The organism is Serratia sp. CY52157 (genome assembly GCF_052168495.1).
GTDB lineage: Bacteria > Pseudomonadota > Gammaproteobacteria > Enterobacterales > Enterobacteriaceae > Serratia > Serratia ureilytica.
Map to the genome: position 1 here is coordinate 988674 of NZ_JBJNMO010000001.1, position 17909 is coordinate 1006582.

The window sequence follows — 17909 nt, forward strand, 5'->3', positions numbered from 1 at the left end:
CATGAGCCTCTATGCGTGGTTTACCCTTTTGGATACTGTCGTTGTGCCTGACGGGCTCTGCCCTGGCCGCGACAACACCGCCCGCGCCCAGCGCGGCGCCGCTGCCGGACATTCGCCAGAGCGGCTTTGTTTATTGCGTCAGCGGCATACTGAATACCTTCAACCCGCAAATGGCCAGCAGCGGCCTGACGGTGGATACCCTGGCCGCCCAGCTGTACGATCGCCTGCTGGACGTCGACCCCTACACCTATCGCCTGATCCCCGAGCTGGCGCAGAGCTGGGAGGTGCTGGACAACGGCGCCACCTACCGCTTCCATCTGCGCAAGGACGTGCCGTTTCAGACCACCGCCTGGTTCACGCCCACCCGCAAGATGAACGCCGACGACGTGGTATTCAGCTTCGCCCGCGTATTCGATCAGAAACACCCGTATCACGACGTGAACGGCGGCGAATACCCCTATTTCGACAGTCTGCAGTTCGGCGATTCGGTGCAGAGCGTGAGAAAGCTCGACGACTATACGGTGGAGATTCGCCTGCAGTCGCCGGACGCCTCGTTCCTGTGGCACCTGGCGACCCACTACGCGCCGGTGCTGTCCGCCGAGTACGCCGATCTGCTGACGCGTGAGGGCCATCAGGAGCTGATCGACCGCGAGCCGGTCGGCAGCGGCCCGTTCCTGCTCAACGAATACCGCTCGGGGCAATATATTCGCCTGGCGCGCAACGCCGCCTACTGGAAAGGGCTGCCGCGCATGCCGCAGGTGGTGATCGATCTGGGCGCCGGCGGCACCGGCCGCCTCTCCAAGCTGCTGACCGGCGAATGCGACGTGCTGGCTTATCCGGCGGCCAGCCAGCTGTCTATCCTGCGCGACGATCCGCGCCTGCGCCTGACGCTGCGTCCGGGGATGAATATCGCCTATCTGGCGTTCAACACCCGCAAACCGCCGCTCGACAACCTCAATGTGCGCCAGGCGATCTCGCTGGCGATCAACAACCAGCGGTTGATGCAGTCTATCTATTACGGCACGGCGGAAACCGCCGCCTCGATCTTGCCGCGCGCCTCCTGGGCCTATGACAACGACGCGCACGTCACCGAGTACGATCCGGCCAAATCTCGCGAGATGCTGCGGCAGGCCGGCGTCGGCCAGCTGAACCTGAAGCTGTGGGTGCCGACCGCCTCCCAGTCTTACAACCCGAGCCCGCTGAAAACCGCCGAGCTGATCCAGGCCGACCTCGGCCAGGTGGGCATCAACGTCACCATCGTGCCGGTGGAGGGTCGCTTCCAGGAAGCGCGCCTGATGGAGATGAACCACGATCTGACCCTGACCGGCTGGGCCACCGACAGCAACGATCCGGACAGCTTCTTCCGGCCGCTGCTGAGCTGCGCGGCAATCCGTTCGCAAACCAACTATGCTCACTGGTGTGACCCGAGCTTCGACGAAGTGCTGCAGAACGCGCTGCTGTCGCAGCAGCTGTCTCAGCGCATCGACAACTACCGCAAGGCGCAGAAAATCCTCGAGCAGCAATTGCCGGTGCTGCCGCTGGCGTCTTCCCTGCGCCTGCAGGCCTATCGTTACGACATCAAGGGATTGGTGCTGAGCCCGTTCGGCAACGCCTCGTTCGCCGGGGTGTACCGTGAATCCGCGCCGGAGGTGAAAAAGTGATTATCTTTACCCTGCGCCGCATTCTGCTGCTGCTGATCACGCTGTTCTTCCTGACGCTGGTCAGCTTCAGCCTGAGCTATTTCACGCCGCGCGCGCCGCTGAACGGCGCCGCCCTGCTGGACGCCTATCAATTCTACTTCGTCAGCCTGCTGCACTGGGACTTCGGCGTCTCCAGCATCAACGGCCAGGCGATCAGCGAACAGCTGCGCGAAGTGTTCCCGGCCACCATGGAACTGTGCCTGCTGGCCTTCGCCCTGGCGCTGTTTATCGGCATTCCGCTGGGCATCATCGCCGGCGTGCTGCGCGGCAAGTGGCAGGACACCGCCATCAGCACCTTCGCGCTGCTGGGCTTTTCGATGCCGGTGTTCTGGCTGGCGCTGCTGCTGATGCTGTTCTTCTCGCTGCATCTCGGCTGGCTGCCGGTTTCCGGCCGTTTCGATCTGCTGTATCAGGTGAAGCCCATCACCGGTTTCGCGCTGATCGACGCCTGGCTGTCGGACTCGCCGTATCGCGCCGAGATGATCGGCAGCGCCCTGCGTCACATGATCCTGCCGATCGCCGCGCTGGCGGTGGCGCCCACCACCGAAGTGGTGCGGCTGATGCGCATCAGCACCGACGACGTGCTGAGCCAAAACTACATCAAGGCCGCCGCCACCCGCGGCCTGTCGCGCTTCACCATCATTCGTCGCCACGTGTTGCACAACGCGCTGCCGCCGATCGTGCCCAAACTGGGGCTGCAGTTCTCCACCATGCTCACGCTGGCGATGATCACCGAAGTGGTGTTCAGCTGGCCGGGCCTCGGCCGGTGGCTGATCAACGCCATTCGCCAACAGGACTATGCGGCGATCTCCGCCGGCGTGATGGTGGTCGGCACGCTGGTGATCACCATTAACGTTCTGGCCGACATTCTGGGTGCGGCAACCAACCCGCTGAAACATAAGGAATGGTATGCCCTTCGATAACGTATACCGCGAGAAAAAGATGCCGAGCCCGCTGCGCTACACCTGGCGGATTTTCTACGGCGACGCGCTGGCGATGATCGGTTTTTACGGCGTGATCGCCCTGTTGCTGCTGTCGCTGTTCGGCAGCCTGCTGGCGCCCTACGCGCTGGATCAGCAGTTCCTCGGCTATCAACTGCTGCCGCCGTCCTGGTCGCGCTACGGCAACGTGTCGTTCTTCCTCGGCACCGACGATCTCGGGCGCGACATCCTCAGCCGCCTGTTGACCGGCACCGCCGCCACCTTCGGTTCCGCGCTGGCGGTGACGCTGGCCGCGGCGTTCTGCGGCGTGATCCTCGGCGTGTTCGCCGGCGTCACCCATGGGCTACGCTCGGCGGTGCTCAACCACATCCTCGATACTCTGCTGTCGATTCCGTCGCTACTGCTGGCGATCGTGGTGGTGGCGTTTATCGGCCCCAAACTTGAACACGCCATGCTGGCGGTGTGGCTCGCCTTGTTGCCGCGCATGGTGCGCACCATCTACAGCGCGGTGCACGACGAACTGGAGAAAGAGTACGTGGTGGCGGCCCGGCTTGACGGCGCCTCCACGCTGCAGATCCTGTGGTACGCGGTCATGCCGAACATCGCGGCGGTGCTGGTGACCGAGTTCACCCGCGCGCTGTCGATGGCCATTTTGGATATCGCCGCGCTCGGCTTCCTCGATCTCGGCGCGCAGTTGCCTTCGCCGGAATGGGGAGCGATGCTCGGCGATTCGCTCGAGCTGGTGTACGTCGCGCCCTGGACGGTGATGCTGCCCGGCGCGGCCATCCTCGTCAGCGTGCTGCTGGTTAACCTGTTGGGCGACGGTATGCGCCGCGCAATCAATGCCGGGGTGGAATAATGCCGTTACTCGATATCCGCAATTTGACGATTGAATTTATGACCGCCGAAGGGCCGGTCAAGGCGGTCGATCGCGTCAGCATGACGCTGACCGAGGGCGAAGTGCGCGGGCTGGTGGGCGAATCGGGCTCCGGCAAGAGCCTGATCGCCAAGGCCATCTGCGGCGTAACCAAAGACAACTGGCGCGTTACCGCCGATCGCTTTCGTTTCGACGACATCGATCTGCTGCAGCTGAGCCCGCGCGAGCGGCGCAAGCTGGTGGGCCACAACGTCTCAATGATCTTCCAGGAGCCGCAGTCCTGTCTCGACCCTTCCGAGAGCATCGGCCGTCAGCTTGCGCAGGCCATCCCGGGCTGGACCTATAAGGGCCACTGGTGGCAGCGCTTCAACTGGCGCAAACGCCGCGCCATCGAATTACTGCACCGCGTCGGCATCAAGGATCATGACGACATCATGGGCAGCTTCCCGTACGAGCTGACGGAAGGCGAGTGCCAGAAAGTGATGATCGCCATCGCGCTGGCCAACCAACCGCGCCTGCTGATCGCCGATGAGCCGACCAACGCCATGGAACCGACCACGCAGGCGCAGATTTTCCGTCTGTTGGCGCGCCTCAACCAGAACAACAACACCACCATTCTGCTGATCAGCCACGACCTGCAGATGATGAGCAAGTGGGCCGATCGAGTGAACGTGCTGTACTGCGGGCAAACGGTGGAGAGCGCCCAGTGCGAAGAGTTGCTGGCGGCGCCGCACCACCCTTACACCCAGGCGCTGATCCGCGCCATGCCGGACTTCGGCCGCTCGCTGCCGCACAAAAGCCGGTTGAATACGCTGCCGGGCGCCATTCCTTCGCTGGAACACCTGCCGATCGGCTGTCGCCTGGGGCCGCGCTGCCCTTACGCGCAGAAGAAGTGCATCGAAACGCCGCGCCTGCGCCCGGTCAAAAACCACTTCTTCGCCTGCCACTTCCCGCTGAACATGGAGGAGCAATAACATGGAAACGCTGTTGGAAGTGCGCAACCTGAGCAAAACCTACCGCTACCGCACCGGGCTGTTTCGCCGCCAGCACGTCGAGGCGGTGAAATCAGTCAGCTTTACCCTGCGCGAAGGCCAGACGCTGGCGGTGATCGGCGAGAACGGCTCCGGCAAATCCACGCTGGCGAAGATGCTCTCCGGCATGGTGGAACCCACCGCCGGCGAGCTGCTGATCGACGATCATCCGCTGGCGTTCGGCGATTATCGTTACCGCAGCCAGCGTATTCGCATGATTTTTCAGGATCCGAGCACCTCGCTCAACCCGCGCCAGCGCATCGGCCAGCTGCTGGATGCGCCGCTGCGGCTGAACACCGATCTTGAGCCCGCCGAGCGCGAGCAGCGCATCAACCAAACGCTGCGCCAGGTCGGCATGCTGCCGGATCACGCCTACTACTATCCGCACATGCTGGCTTCCGGGCAAAAACAGCGCGTCGCGCTGGCCCGCGCACTGATCCTGCAACCGAAGGTGATCGTCGCCGATGAGGCGCTGGCGTCGCTGGACATGTCGATGCGCTCGCAAATCATCAATCTGATGCTGGAGCTGCAGGAAAAACACGGCATTTCCTATATTTATGTCACCCAGCACCTCGGCATGATGAAGCATATCAGCGACCAGGTGCTGGTGATGCACGAAGGGGAAATCGTCGAGCGCGGCAGCACCGCGGAGGTGTTGGCGGCGCCGCTGCACGAATTGACCAAGCGCCTTATCGCCAGCCACTTCGGCGAAGCGTTGACCGCCGATGCCTGGCGGCGCGACGGCGGCCGCTTCTGAGTCACGCCTTCACCTCAAACCCGCTGCGGCGGGTTTTTTATCGCCTTGCGCTCCTGCCGCTTAGCAAGAAAGCGCACATGCAAATTACATTCTTGTTATATATCCTTATATTTTATTCCTTTCAGTTATTGATTAGTCCGTAACATTATTTTATCTCGCCAGGGCGATCGGTGAGGATATCCCCTACGTTGCACTTCTCATACGACAGGATATCGCACTGATGAACAGCATTCGCCATCGCCGCCTTACGCAGTTTCTGCTCACGCTGGCAGCCGGTTTTTCTGTTTACGGCCACGCCCTCTGCTGTGATGAGCTGCGCTAAAACCGCCTTTCGCCCCGCCTGCGGGCATGTTGCCTCTTTGTCCAGCCGACGCTGCCGCGCGCAGCGGCGGTTGTTGATCATGATTAAGGATTGACCCTATGGAACGACTCCGTCGACAACATAATGCCCAGTGGTATCACGAAACCCAAAGCAGCGTGCGGGGCGATGCGCCGCTGGAACCCCAGGCGGCCACCCTTCGCGATCGCTTTCTGCTGGGGCTGGGCGCCTTCGCCGATGAAGCCTTAAACAATGCGCTCAGCGCTCGCGCCGGGGTGTTCAGCGCCTCGTTGGCCGGTTACCACGCGCTGTTTCCCGACCAGGTGCCGCTGTCACGATACGTGACATTGTCACTCTACGATCGTCTCAGCACCGCGTTGACCGTCGCTCAGGTGACGGGCGTGCAATCGCTTTGTAGCCACTACGCCGCCCGCCTCGCCCCGCTGCACAGCCCGGACGCCTCCCGGGAAAGCAACATCCGCCTTGCTCAGATCACCCAATATGCCCGTCAGCTTGCCAGCCAGCCCACGCTGATTTGCCGCAAGGCGCTGCAACAGCTCGCCGACGTCGGGCTGAGCCCGGCGGATATTGTCACCTTTTCGCAGGTGATCGGTTTTGTCAGCTATCAGGCGCGCGTGGTCGCCGGCGTCGCGGCGTTGGCCGGCCGGCCGGCGGTGGTGGTGCCCGGCTTTCCTAACGTCGAAGACGCCGATGGCATCGCTTTCAGCGCCGACGAACTGACTTGGTCTGCCCGCCTGCCGCCGATCAACGCGGAAACCGCCGCCGCCGAACAGCTTGATGTGTTGGATCAAAGTCACCCGCAGGCGCGCGCCGAATCTTATTATTTGCTGTTAGCCCACGACGCCGCCACCCTGCGCGAGCGCAACGGGGTGTTCAACGGCATCAATGCCGAAGGATATGGGTTATCGAGTCGCCTCAAGGCCCTGGCGACGCTGGCGGTCTCGCGCATCAACGGCAGCCGTTACTGCGCGGCCACCGTCGCGCAAGAATTGCAGGATGAAGGATTGGTTCAGGCGCTGTTCGCCGGGCTGCCTCAGGGGCTGGCGTATACCGAAGATTCGGTAAAACTCGCAGTGATGCGCACCGCCGCCGAGCTGACTCGCGCACCTGAGAAGTTCACCCCGCAGAGCGTGCAGCCGCTGTTCAACAGCGGCCTGGATCAGGCGCAGGCGCTGGAGGTGATCCTCACCGTCGCGCTCTACGCCTGGGAAAACCGCCTGCGCCAAACGCTGGGCGATGCGGAATCTTTCAGCGCTATCGACTGAATACCACTACGCGGCTAATACTGGCCGCAATACATTCTTCCTTCAGATATTTTGCCGCCGCAACCACTCGCTGGCGGCATCGAAAAACTTCTGCGCCAACGGCGTGGCGCGCTCCGACATATCGACCACCACCGCCGCATGACGCGGCATGGCGGCGATGGCCACCGGACGCCGCTGCAATGCCGGCATCAGCGGCGATTGCAGTTGGCCGCGCGGGAACAACCCGCAGCCCAACCCGACGAAAATCCCCTCCAGCAGTTGGAAGATAGAGGTAGTTTCCAGCCGCGGGTGCAGCGTCAATCCAGCGTCGCGGAAATGCTGATCGAGATAGCGGCGGAAATAACGCGTCGGCTCGGCCAGACACAGCGGCAAGGCAGCCACCGCCTCCAGCGGCAACGGCGCATCCCCCACCAGCTTAGGGAAATGCTGCGGATGAAACACCAGCTCGACGCCGGTTTCCACCAGCGGCTGCGATTGGAAATGCAGTTCTTTCAAGGTCGACAGCTCGAAAAAGCCGATGCCGATATCTACGGTGTGCGCCGTCAGCGCCTCCAGCAGCTGATCGGCGCTCAGCACCGCCAACCGATAATCAAGATGGGGATAACGTTCGCTGACCGCCTTGAGCATTTCCGCCACCGAGATGCTGCACTGCGGCACCACACCGAGGCGCAACGTGCCGTGCAAGCCGTGCTTGAGCGACTCCACCTCCAGTTTCAGCCCTTGGTAGACCGAGACGATCTCGCGCGCCCACGCCAACACCCGTTCTCCCTCGGCGGTAAAGCCGCCGAAATGGTTGCCGCGGTTAATCAGCGAAACGCCCAGTTCTTTTTCCAGATTTTTCAATCGCATGGACAGCGTCGGCTGGCTGACGAAGCTGGCTTCCGCCGCCCGACCGAAGTGGCGCTCCCGTTCTAAATTACACAGATAAATCAGTTGTTTAATATCCATAGCGCGGCTCAATGATCGGCATTCGCACCAGTATACCACCGGGCGCCGCCGCCCGCCCGGTGAGTCAGAGTTTGAGCTTCACGTAATCCGCCAGGCGCGAGAACACGCCGCCCTGCGGCACCGCCCGCAGCGCCACCAGCGGCAGGGTTTTCACCACCTGGCCATTGTCGTTGATGCGGATCTCGCCGACGATTTGTCCTTTGTTGACAGGCGCTTCCAGCCGCGCAACGTTGAGCACGTACTGCGCCTTCAGCTTGTCCGCCTCGTTTTTCGGCAGGCTGAGCGACTGGTCCTGCGCGCTGCCGACCGGCAAGCGGTGGCTTTCGCCGTACCAGATCGGCTCTTCCTCCAGGCTCTGGCCGGCGCTGAACAGGTGTACCGTGCTAAAGTCGCGCAGCCCCCAGCTCAGCAGCTTGCGCGCCTGTTCCTCGCGGCCTTTTGAACTTTTGCCGCCCATCACCACGGCGATCAGACGGCGATCTCCTTCGGTGGCGGAAGCGATGATGTTGAAGCCGGCCGAGGCGGTGTGTCCGGTTTTCAGGCCGTCGACGTGCAGGGTCTTATCCCACAGCAGGCCGTTGCGGTTCTGCTGCGTGATGCCGTTCCAGGTCAGCGATTTCTCGCTGTACATATGGTATTCCGCCGGCTCGCTCATGATGATGGCACGTGCAATCACCGCCAGATCGCCGGCGGTGGTGAACTGCCCCGGCGCATCCAGCCCGTGTACCGTTTCGAAATGGGTGTTCTGCAGGCCCAGCTGCGCGCTCTTCTCGTTCATCAGCTTGACGAAGTTGGCCTGGCTGCCCGCCACATAGTCCGCCATCGCCACGCAGGCGTCGTTGCCGGAATCGATGATGATGCCGCGGCTGAGATCGCGTACCGTGACCCTGTCACCAGGCTTCAGGAACATCAGCGAGGAGCCTTTGAACACCGGGTTGCCCTGCGCCCAGGCGTCTTTCCCCACGGTGACGACATCGTCGAGGCCAATCTTATGCTCATCGAGCGCATGATCGATCACCAAACCGGTCATCAGTTTGGTCAGGCTGGCCGGATTGCGCCGCTCGTCGGCATTGCCGGCAGCCAGCACCTGGCCGGTGGTGTAATCCATCAATACGTAAGAGGCGGCGTCTATCGCCGGTGGAGTCATGGTGGGAAAATGGGACGCCGTTTCCGCCGCCTGCGCTGCTAAAGGCAGTAAGATACCGCCGATCACCACTGATACTGAACGCTTCACGCTGTGTTCCTCAGGCCCGCAGGCTAAATAAAATGCCAATATAATCCGCGAGATAGACTGCATGAATTCACTTTCAGGCGAAACCATTACTCTTTTGCAGCGGGTGTCTTTATGCAACCATTTGTTTAGGTCAGCGTCCGCCTGCGATAGATATGCTCTATGCCGCCATTGCCCCATTCGATTAGACGCCTGCCTGCCGCGCCCCTAAACTTGTGACATAAATACGCAAGACGCATAAAAAAGCGTTTACTTTTTAGCTACAACCACCTGCGAAGTGTCACCATGAAATTCAAACCGTCAATCAAGCCTTATACCGGCCCAGCGGGCGGCTGGGGTTCGCTTGAAGCCACCACCCGCTTTGTCCTCGACAGTAAACAAACCCTAAAAAACATGCGCAACCTGATGCGCGTCAACAAGGCGCGCGGCTTCGACTGCCCCGGTTGCGCCTGGGGCGACGACAACCACAGCACCTTCAGCTTCTGTGAAAACGGCGCCAAGGCAGTCAGTTGGGAAGCGACGCGCAGCGCCGTCGAGCCAGAGTTCTTCGCCGCGCACAGCGTCAGCACCCTGCAGCAGCAGAGCGACTATTTCCTCGAATATCAGGGGCGCCTCACGCATCCGATGCGCTACAACGCCGAAACCGACCACTATGAGCCTATTCATTGGCCGGACGCGCTGGCGCTGATCGCCAGGCACATCAACGCAATGGACAACCCGAACCAAATCGAGCTGTATACCTCGGGCCGCGCCAGCAACGAAGCGTCGTACCTTTATCAACTGTTCGGCCGCATGCTCGGCACCAGCAATTTCCCCGACTGCTCCAACATGTGTCACGAGGCGAGCGGCGTCGGGCTGAAGCAAAGCATCGGCGTCGGCAAAGGCACCATCCGCATCGATGACTTCGAAAAAGCCGACGCCATCTTCGTGTTCGGTCAAAACCCCGGCACCAACCACCCGCGCATGCTGCACAGCCTGAAAAACGCCGCCCGACGCGGCGCGCGCATCGTCAGTTTCAACACCCTGCGCGAGCGCGGGCTGGAAAGATTCGCCGATCCGCAGGATCCGGTGCAGATGCTGACGCCAAAATCCTCGCCGATCAGCTCCTCCTATTACCAACCGAATCTGGGCGGCGATATGGCGGCGGTGCGCGGCATGGTGAAAGCGCTGCTGGAAACCCACCGCCAGCGGCTGGCCGCCGGTGAGCCCCCCCTGTTCGACCTGGCGTTTATCGAACGGCACAGCGTCGGCGTGGAGGCATACCTGGCGCAGGTGGATGCGACCGAGTGGCGGGCCATTACCGCGCAATCGGGCCTGAGCGAAGCGCAATTGCGCCAGGCGGCGGCCACTTACCAGGGCGCCGAGCGGGTGATCTGCACCTGGGCGATGGGCGTGACTCAGCATAAGCACTCTATTGCGACGGTGCGTGAAATCACCAACCTGCAGCTGCTGTTCGGGCAACTGGGCAAACCGGGCGCCGGTCTGTGCCCGGTGCGCGGCCACAGCAACGTCCAGGGCAACCGCACCATGGGGATTGACGAGAAGTCGCCCAAGGGGCTGCTCGACAGCCTGGAACGCCACTTTAACTTCACCGCCAATCGCGCGGTGGGCCACAACACGGTGGAAGCGATCGAAGCGATGTTGCGCGGCGAAGTGAAAGTGCTGATCGCGCTGGGCGGCAATCTGGCCGCCGCGGCGCCGGACACCGAGCGCACCGCCCGCGCCCTGCGCAACTGCGATTTGACGGTACACATCAGCACCAAACTTAACCGCAGCCACCTGGTGACCGGCAAAGACGCGTTGATCCTGCCGACGCTGGGCCGCACCGAATTGGACATGCAGGCCAGCGGCTCGCAGTACATCACGGTCGAAGATTCTTTCAGCATGGTTCACGCTTCGGAAGGCATCGGCAAACCGCTGGCGGATACCCAACGTTCGGAAACGGCGATCGTCTGCGGCATCGCCGACGCGGTGCTGGGCACGCAGCAGCTGGACTGGCTGGAGTTGGCCGACGACTACTCGCTGATCCGCGATCATATCGCCGCCACCATTCCCGGCTTTGAGGATTTCAACCGTCGCTGCGAGCAGCCCGGCGGATTCTACCTGGGCAATGCCGCCGCCGAACTGCGCTTCGCCACGCCGAGCGGCAAGGCGGAATTCAGCGCCGCCGCGCTGCCGGCGACCCTGTTCCCGCAACTGGGCGACGTGCAAGCGCCGTTTACCCTGCAAACGCTGCGCTCGCACGATCAGTACAACACCACCATCTATGGCCTGGATGACCGCTACCGCGGCGTTTACGGCCAGCGCGAAGTGTTGTTCATCCATCCGGAAGATCTGGCGGCGCTGGGCCTGCAGGATGGCGAACGGGTTGAGATAGAGACTCTGTGGAACGATGGCGTGGTGCGTAAAGTGGACGGATTCAAGCTGGTGAGTTACGACATTCCGCGTGGCAACCTGGCGGCCTACTACCCGGAAACCAACCCGCTGGTGCCGTTGGCCAGCTTCGGCGACGGCACCGGCACCCCGACGTCGAAGTCGATCCCGGTGGCGATTCGCCGCAGCGAACAGCAACCCTCGCTGCGCATTGCCTGAAAACGCGCGCCCGGTTCACGCCGGGCGCTTCAATATCGCCAGGATGGTCTGTAATTCGTCGGACAGCTGATGCCGTCGCCAGACGAAGTACAGATCGCTCACGCCCTCCTCGCCCATTTCCACCACCTTCAGCCCCGGAGCGGGCAAAATCTGCGGCAGCAAAGAACCCGGCACGCAAGCGACGCCGCAACCTGCCTGCACGCAGGCCGCCATCGCGGCATAAGACTCCATTTCCAGCGTCATGCGCGGTTTCAGCCCGCGCGAGGCCAGCCAGTGATCCACCTTCAGGCGGAACGAGCATTCTCGGCTGAACGTGTAAAATTCCAGCGCCGCCAGCGTGGCGGCATCGGGCTGCCCGGCATCGGCCGGCATCAGCATCACCAGCCGTTCGTCAAACGCCTTTTGGCTGGCCAGCAACGGATGTTCAATCGGGCCGTCGGTGATCGCCAGATCGAGGGCACTGTCGATCAGCATGCGCTCCAGCACCAATGAATCGCGGCTGAGCACGTTGATCTGCAGATGGGGTTGTAAACGGCGCAGCCGGGCGATGCGCGCCGGCAAATGGCTGACCAGCGAGAAATCCAGCGCCCCGAGGTTCAGCAGCCCATGCTGATGTTCTCCGGCGAACAGCTGCTTACTGCGCTCCGCCTGCGCCACGATGTCGCGCGCCTGTTGGTAGAACAGCCGGCCTTTGGGATTGACGTACAGCCGGTTTTTATCGCGGAAAAACAGCTCGCCGCCCAACGTCTCTTCCAGCTCGCGCAGCCGCAGCGTGACGTTGGAAGGCACGCAGTGCAGCTCACGGGCGGCGGCGGCGATGGTTTTGTGTTCCACCACGGTGCAGAAAAACTTCAGCTGGCTCAGCTTCATCTATCATTCACTTTTAGTTAGCGTTTTAGTTAAAAACAATCACTTTAGATTAGCATCGATTTCACCTACAGTCTGTCGACACCCTGAGGAGGATCACTGATGCCACTGAATGATTTACTGACGCTGCCCGGCGTGGCGGCCCAACCGGACGCGGTAACCGACGGTTACGTGTTCAACCACACCATGATCCGCGTGAAAGACCTGACCAAAGCGCTGGATTTCTACACTCGCGTACTGGGTTTTACCCCGGTCTATCTGGAAGAATTCAAAGAGGCCGCCTTCACCATCTGCTACCTGACGCGCAGCCCGCGCGAGCAGATCCCGCAGGATGACGACGAACGCAAACGCTGGGCGCTGAGCCAACCGGGCATTCTCGAGCTGACCCATAACCACGGCACCGAAAATCAGGCGGATTTCCATTACCACAACGGCAACGGCGAGCCGCGCGGCTTTGGCCACCTGTGCGTCACGGTGCCGGACGTGCGCGCCGCCTGCGAGCGTTTTGAGCGCCTGGGCGTCACCTTCCAGAAACGCCTGCATGAAGGCCGCATGAACTACGTCGCGTTCATTCGCGATCCGGACGATTACTGGATTGAAATCCTGCAGCCGACGCCGCTGCAGGACTGATTGCCCCCCTCCTTCACCCCGGCCTGCGCGCCGGGGTTTTTCATCGTTCGCCCTTCGATTGACCAATCTTGCGCAAAATCGCGCGGCAACGCGGGGTTCCGTGACGTTAGGCTTGCTCGCAGCGGGTGATTCGCGTAAAACTGTCAGCCGCAAATCTTGCCACTCACAACCCATTCACTGGACGATATGTTTCAAGATAACCCGCTGCTGGCGCAGCTAAAACAGCAACTTCACTCTCAGACCCCGCGCGTTGAAGGCGTAGTGAAAGGGACTGAGAAAGGCTTTGGCTTTCTTGAAGTAGACGGTCAAAAAAGCTACTTCATTCCGCCGCCGTACATGAAGAAAGTCATGCACGGGGATCGCATTATCGCCACCCTGCACACCGAGAAAGAGCGCGAAATCGCCGAGCCGGAAACCCTGGTCGAGCCATTCCTGTCGCGCTTTGTCGGCCGCGTGCAAAAGCGCGACGATCGTCTGTCCATCGTGCCCGATCATCCGTTGCTGAAAGACGCGATTCCGTGCCGCCCGGCGCGTGAACTGACCCACAACTTCCAGGCCGGCGACTGGGCGGTGGCGGAAATGCGCCGCCATCCGCTGAAAGGCGATCGCGGCTTCAACGCCGACCTGACCCAGTTTATCACCGACGGTGAAGACCATTTCGCCCCGTGGTGGGTGACGCTGGCGCGTCACAACCTGGAAAAAGAGGCGCCGGAGATGCAGGCCCTCAGCGAGCCGGACGCTGCGCTGGTGCGTGAAGATCTGACCGCGCTCGAATTCGTCACCATCGACAGCGCCAGCACCGAAGACATGGACGATGCGCTGTACGTGACCGACAACGGTGACGGTTCGCTGCAGTTGACCATCGCCATCGCCGATCCTACTGCCTACGTAGAACAAGGCAGCAAGCTGGACGATATCGCCCGCGTGCGCGCCTTCACCAACTATCTGCCGGGCTTCAACATCCCGATGCTGCCGCGCGATCTGTCGGACAACCTGTGCTCGCTGCGCCCTAACGAGCGCCGTCAGGTGCTGGCTTGCCGCGTGACCATCGCCGCCGACGGCGCGCTGGGCGAAGATATTCAGTTCTTCGCCGCCGAGATCGAATCCAAAGCCAAACTGGTGTACGACGAAGTCTCCGACTGGCTGGACGGCATTGCCGGCTGGCAACCGCCGAGCGACGCCATCGCGCAACAGATCACCCTGCTGAAACGCGTTTGCGACGCACGCAACGCCTGGCGCCACCAGCATGCGCTGGTATTCAAAGATCGCCCGGACTACCGCTTCGTGCTGGGTGAAAAAGGCGACGTGCTGGAGATCGTTACCGAGCAGCGCCGCAGCGCCAACCGCATCGTTGAAGAGTGCATGATCGCCGCCAACGTCTGCGCCGCCATCGTGCTGCGCGATCGCCTGGGCTTCGGCGTGTACAACGTACACACCGGTTTCGATCCTGCGCTGGTTGAGCAAGCGGTCACCGTACTGCAGGCCAACGGCGTCGAAGCCGAAGCCGAGAAGCTGCTGACCCTCGACGGTTTCTGCGAACTGCGCCGCCACCTGGATGCGCAGCCGACCCAGTTCCTCGACAGCCGCATCCGCCGCTTCCAGACCTTCGCCGAGATCAGCACTACGCCGGGGCCACACTTCGGTCTGGGGCTGGAGGCTTACGCCACCTGGACATCGCCGATCCGTAAATACGGCGATATGGTCAACCACCGCCTGCTGAAGGCGATCATCAACCAGCAGCCGGCGGAAAAACCGCAGGATGACGTGACGGTGCAGCTGGCGGAACGCCGCCGTCTGAACCGCATGGCGGAACGCGACGTCGGCGACTGGCTTTACGCCCGCTTCCTGCAGGACAAGGCCGGTACCGATACCCGCTTCAACGCCGAGATCATCGACGTGACACGCGGCGGCCTGCGCGTGCGCCTGCTGGACAACGGCGCGGTTGCCTTCATCCCGGCGCCGTTTATTCACGCGGTGCGTGACGAGATGCAGTGCAGCCAGGAAACCGGCACCGTGCAGATCAAAGGCGAAGTGGTTTATCGCCAGAGCGATACCTTGCAGGTCACCATCGCCGAAGTGCGCATGGAAACCCGCAGCGTGATCGCCCGGCCGGCGGCCTGAACGCCAGCCTGAAACGGTAGCGACGCCAAACGCCGACGGTGAAAACCGCCGGCGTTTTTTTTCGCCCGCACTCGCTAACGCAATGGATCGCCGCCGGTTTCACGCAGCAATGGCAGCACCGCCAACGAAGCCAGCGTCGCCAGCATCAGGTAGACGGCGGGCGCCAGCAGCGAGCCGCTCAACGCGATCGACTGCGAGGCGATATATTGGGCGAAGCCGCCGAAAATCGCCACGCCGAGGCTGTAGACCAACGCAAACCCCAATGCGCGAATGCGCTGCGGAAACAGCTCCGAAATCATCAGCATGGTCGGCACCGAGCCGAGCGTGGTCAATCCGACCAATATCGCGACAATCAGCAGCAGCACCGCCGGATGCGGCGCGGCGCTCAGCCACCAAAACGCCGGCAAGGCCACGATCAAGATAGCGATGCGCGAGCCTCGGATCAGTGGCAAGCGACCATAGCGATCGCACCAGTGCCCAACCAACAGGCTGCCGCCGAAGGTCACCAGCCCCGCCAGCAGCATCGCGGCATAGCCGTAGGCCTGCGGCATGCCTAAGTATTTCACCGCGTAAGTGCCGAGATAATACATCGAGATGTAAGTGGCGACGGTGGCGCCAATGGTCAGCATCACGCCGAGCACCACCGCCCGCGAGTGCCGTCGCAGTTGCGCCGGCGGTTCATGGGCCCGCGACACCGGCAGCCGGTCGCTTTCCAATCCGAGACGCAGCCAGCAACCGAGCGGCGCCAGCGCCACGCCGATAAAGAACGGAATGCGCCATCCCCACTCGGCCATGGCATTCGGCTCGCCGGAGATCGCCGGCAACGCCGTGCTGAGCGCCAGCGCGGTGACGCCGCCGACCACGGTGGCGATGCCCTGCGTCGCCAGCGACCAACTGGAATAGAAGCCTCGCCGGTTAGGTGGCGCCGACTCCACCAGCAACGACATCGATGCGCCCACCTCGCCGCCCGCCGCCACGCCCTGGATCAAACGCGCCGCCACCAGCGTGACGGTTCCCCAATAACCGGCGCTGGCGTAGGTCGGCGCAAAGCCGATCATCGCCGTGCCGAGGCTCATCAGTGAAATCGTCAGGATCATCGCCGGCTTGCGGCCATGGCGATCGGCATAGGCGCCGATCAGAATGCCGCCCAGCGGCCGCATGAAAAAACTGACGCCAAACGTGGCGAACGCCAACAGCAACGCCAAATTGGGATCGCTCGAGGGGGGAAAAAACAATACGCTGATATAAATAACGAAGAAGTTATAGATACCGAAATCGAAAAACTCCAGCGCATTGCCGAAGGAGGCGGCAAATATCACTTTCTTGCCGCCTACCCTCGCGGGCGCGTTTATTGTTGATTGCGTCGCCGCCGTATTTTCACTCATCATTATCTTCCCTGTTATTACTCTTCGAATTTATTTTAAATACGCTTCCGCCAACGCTCCCCAATACTGGCTGCCGGCCGCCAGACACCCATCGTTAAAGTCATATCCCGGGTTATGCACCATGCAGCTTCCTTCGCCGTCACCGTTACCGATGATCAGGTAGCAGCCTTGCGGATGCGCATCGAGCATAAAGGCGAAGTCTTCGCTGCCCATCAGCGGCCTGGCGCCGTAGTGCGCGCGGGCGGCGCCGAACTGCTGCTGCGCCAGGCGATGGGCGAAACGGGTCATCGCTTCGTCGTTGACCAACACCGGCGTGCCGTTAACGTGTTCCACCACCGCGTGGGCACCGAAGCTTGCCGCCTGCGCTTCGATCAGCGCCGGAATGCGCGCCAGCAGGGTTGCGCGCGCCTGGCGATCCAGAGAGCGTACGCTGAGCTTCATTTCCGCGCTGTCCGGGATCACGTTGGCCGCCTCGCCGGCCTTGATGCTGCCGACGGTGATCACCGCCGCCTCCAGCGGATCGATATTGCGCGAAACGATGCTCTGCAGCGCGACGGTGATATGCGAGGCCACCAGCACCGGATCGACCGCCAGCTGCGGGATGGCGCCGTGGCCGCCGCGCCCCTGCACCCGCACGTTGAACTGATCCATCGAGGCCATGAACGGGCCGTGCTGGAAGAAGAACTCGCCGAGCGGCATCCCCGGCATGTTGTGCATGGCGAAGATGGCATCGCAGGGGAAGCGTTCGAACAGCCCCTGTTCCACCATGCGCGCGCCGCCGTTCAGCATCTCTTCCGCCGGTTGGAAAATCAGGTGCAGCGTGCCGTTGAAGTTGCGCGTTTGCGCCAGGTAACGCGCGGCGCCGAGCAGCATGGTGGTATGGCCATCATGGCCGCAGGCGTGCATGCGGTTGGCCACGCTGCTGCTCCAGGGTTTGCCGTTGTTTTCCTCGATCGGCAAGGCGTCCATATCGGCGCGCAGTCCGAGGCGTTTAACGCCGTCGCCCACCCGCAGCGTCCCCACCACGCCGGTGCCCGCCAATCCGCGGTGTACCTCATAGCCCCACGAGCTTAGATAATCCGCCACCAGATCGCTGGTGCGAAATTCTTCAAAACCCAACTCGGGATGCTGGTGAATATCATGCCGGATGGCCGTAAGCTGCGGTAAATACCCTTCAATGACTTTATTTATCATAATTAAATTCCTTTCGTAGCTTTATTATTT

15 protein-coding genes are annotated in these 17909 nt (G+C 62.0%); 9 read left to right on the plus strand and 6 right to left on the minus strand.

The features are described 5' to 3' along the window. Positions 1–11 precede the first annotated feature (11 nt). Genes sapA through sapF form a run of 5 tightly spaced genes read left to right on the plus strand, consistent with a single transcriptional unit; the run spans position 12 to position 5306 of the window. Positions 12–1661 (plus strand): ABC transporter substrate-binding protein SapA, encoded by a 1650-nt coding sequence (gene sapA / locus ACJ8IP_RS04690; RefSeq protein ID WP_033643238.1) that lies wholly within the window; start codon positions 12–14, stop codon positions 1659–1661. Then, positions 1658–2623 (plus strand): putrescine export ABC transporter permease SapB, encoded by a 966-nt coding sequence (sapB, locus tag ACJ8IP_RS04695; protein WP_004930575.1) that lies wholly within the window; start codon positions 1658–1660, stop codon positions 2621–2623. The genes sapA and sapB overlap by 4 nt, the downstream gene beginning before the upstream one ends. Then, a complete protein-coding gene (gene sapC, locus ACJ8IP_RS04700; protein WP_004930580.1) occupies positions 2610–3500 on the plus strand; it encodes a putrescine export ABC transporter permease SapC in 891 nt (296 codons plus the stop codon). The genes sapB and sapC overlap by 14 nt, the downstream gene beginning before the upstream one ends. Beyond that, positions 3500–4492, plus strand: a complete 993-nt coding sequence (gene sapD / locus ACJ8IP_RS04705; RefSeq protein ID WP_016927551.1) for a putrescine export ABC transporter ATP-binding protein SapD — start codon at positions 3500–3502, stop codon at positions 4490–4492. Before sapC ends, sapD begins: the two co-directional genes overlap by 1 nt. Position 4493: 1 nt before the next feature. After that, entirely contained in the window at positions 4494–5306 is an 813-nt protein-coding gene (sapF, locus tag ACJ8IP_RS04710) for a putrescine export ABC transporter ATP-binding protein SapF (RefSeq protein WP_016927550.1), read from the plus strand. Positions 5307–5451: 145 nt separating this feature from the next. Here the strand turns inward: sapF and ACJ8IP_RS04715 are convergent, their stop codons facing one another. After that, positions 5452–5709 carry a hypothetical protein gene (locus ACJ8IP_RS04715; protein ID WP_046898217.1) on the minus strand — a complete coding sequence of 86 codons (258 nt, stop codon included), beginning with the start codon at positions 5707–5709 and terminating at the stop codon, positions 5452–5454. A gap of 17 nt (positions 5710–5726) precedes the next feature. Here ACJ8IP_RS04715 and ACJ8IP_RS04720 point away from each other — a divergent pair, with 17 nt between their 5' ends. Further along, the gene (locus ACJ8IP_RS04720; protein WP_164106210.1) at positions 5727–6911 is read left to right on the plus strand and encodes a CMD domain-containing protein; all 1185 of its coding nucleotides are present in this window, start codon (positions 5727–5729) and stop codon (positions 6909–6911) included. Positions 6912–6953: 42 nt separating this feature from the next. Here the strand turns inward: ACJ8IP_RS04720 and ACJ8IP_RS04725 are convergent, their stop codons facing one another. Both ACJ8IP_RS04725 and dacD read right to left on the minus strand, forming a co-directional pair. Then, positions 6954–7859: a LysR family transcriptional regulator gene (locus ACJ8IP_RS04725; RefSeq protein ID WP_033650272.1), complete on the minus strand. Its 906-nt coding sequence runs from the start codon at positions 7857–7859 to the stop codon at positions 6954–6956. A 64-nt stretch (positions 7860–7923) separates the two neighbouring features. After that, a complete protein-coding gene (dacD, locus tag ACJ8IP_RS04730; protein WP_164106209.1) occupies positions 7924–9093 on the minus strand; it encodes a serine-type D-Ala-D-Ala carboxypeptidase DacD in 1170 nt (389 codons plus the stop codon). Between the two features lie 282 nt (positions 9094–9375). Here dacD and ACJ8IP_RS04735 point away from each other — a divergent pair, with 282 nt between their 5' ends. After that, positions 9376–11682: an FdhF/YdeP family oxidoreductase gene (locus ACJ8IP_RS04735; protein ID WP_147838004.1), complete on the plus strand. Its 2307-nt coding sequence runs from the start codon at positions 9376–9378 to the stop codon at positions 11680–11682. 15 nt (positions 11683–11697) lie between these two features. Here ACJ8IP_RS04735 and ACJ8IP_RS04740 read toward each other — a convergent pair whose 3' ends face one another. Further along, positions 11698–12552 (minus strand): LysR family transcriptional regulator, encoded by an 855-nt coding sequence (locus ACJ8IP_RS04740; protein WP_089194821.1) that lies wholly within the window; start codon positions 12550–12552, stop codon positions 11698–11700. Between the two features lie 99 nt (positions 12553–12651). On the opposite strand from ACJ8IP_RS04740, the gene gloA reads away from it, so the two are divergent. Both gloA and ACJ8IP_RS04750 read left to right on the plus strand, forming a co-directional pair. After that, positions 12652–13179, plus strand: coding sequence for a lactoylglutathione lyase (gene gloA, locus ACJ8IP_RS04745; RefSeq protein ID WP_019452681.1), 528 nt, complete (start codon positions 12652–12654; stop codon positions 13177–13179). Positions 13180–13365: 186 nt separating this feature from the next. Next, positions 13366–15300, plus strand: coding sequence for an exoribonuclease II (locus tag ACJ8IP_RS04750; RefSeq protein WP_042784655.1), 1935 nt, complete (start codon positions 13366–13368; stop codon positions 15298–15300). A 74-nt stretch (positions 15301–15374) separates the two neighbouring features. Here ACJ8IP_RS04750 and ACJ8IP_RS04755 read toward each other — a convergent pair whose 3' ends face one another. Together ACJ8IP_RS04755 and ACJ8IP_RS04760 are read right to left on the minus strand one after the other, a co-directional pair. After that, the gene (locus tag ACJ8IP_RS04755) at positions 15375–16685 is read right to left on the minus strand and encodes an MFS transporter (protein ID WP_033650268.1); all 1311 of its coding nucleotides are present in this window, start codon (positions 16683–16685) and stop codon (positions 15375–15377) included. Between the two features lie 30 nt (positions 16686–16715). Then, positions 16716–17879: a M20 aminoacylase family protein gene (locus ACJ8IP_RS04760; protein ID WP_164106207.1), complete on the minus strand. Its 1164-nt coding sequence runs from the start codon at positions 17877–17879 to the stop codon at positions 16716–16718. Positions 17880–17909 lie beyond the last annotated feature (30 nt).

Excerpts from the sequence above, each read along its gene's own strand:
- ACJ8IP_RS04715 (WP_046898217.1), bottom strand. The coding sequence starts at position 5,709 with ATGATCAACAACCGCCGCTGCGCGCGGCAGCGTCGGCTGGACAAAGAG.
- ACJ8IP_RS04720 (WP_164106210.1), top strand. The coding sequence starts at position 5,727 with ATGGAACGACTCCGTCGACAACATAATGCCCAGTGGTATCACGAAACC.
- ACJ8IP_RS04735 (WP_147838004.1), top strand. The coding sequence starts at position 9,376 with ATGAAATTCAAACCGTCAATCAAGCCTTATACCGGCCCAGCGGGCGGC.
- sapD (WP_016927551.1), top strand. The coding sequence starts at position 3,500 with ATGCCGTTACTCGATATCCGCAATTTGACGATTGAATTTATGACCGCC.
- sapC (WP_004930580.1), top strand. The coding sequence starts at position 2,610 with ATGCCCTTCGATAACGTATACCGCGAGAAAAAGATGCCGAGCCCGCTG.
- ACJ8IP_RS04750 (WP_042784655.1), top strand. The coding sequence starts at position 13,366 with ATGTTTCAAGATAACCCGCTGCTGGCGCAGCTAAAACAGCAACTTCAC.
- ACJ8IP_RS04755 (WP_033650268.1), bottom strand. The coding sequence starts at position 16,685 with ATGAGTGAAAATACGGCGGCGACGCAATCAACAATAAACGCGCCCGCG.
- sapA (WP_033643238.1), top strand. The coding sequence starts at position 12 with ATGCGTGGTTTACCCTTTTGGATACTGTCGTTGTGCCTGACGGGCTCT.
- ACJ8IP_RS04760 (WP_164106207.1), bottom strand. The coding sequence starts at position 17,879 with ATGATAAATAAAGTCATTGAAGGGTATTTACCGCAGCTTACGGCCATC.
- ACJ8IP_RS04740 (WP_089194821.1), bottom strand. The coding sequence starts at position 12,552 with ATGAAGCTGAGCCAGCTGAAGTTTTTCTGCACCGTGGTGGAACACAAA.
- ACJ8IP_RS04725 (WP_033650272.1), bottom strand. The coding sequence starts at position 7,859 with ATGGATATTAAACAACTGATTTATCTGTGTAATTTAGAACGGGAGCGC.
- gloA (WP_019452681.1), top strand. The coding sequence starts at position 12,652 with ATGCCACTGAATGATTTACTGACGCTGCCCGGCGTGGCGGCCCAACCG.
- sapF (WP_016927550.1), top strand. The coding sequence starts at position 4,494 with ATGGAAACGCTGTTGGAAGTGCGCAACCTGAGCAAAACCTACCGCTAC.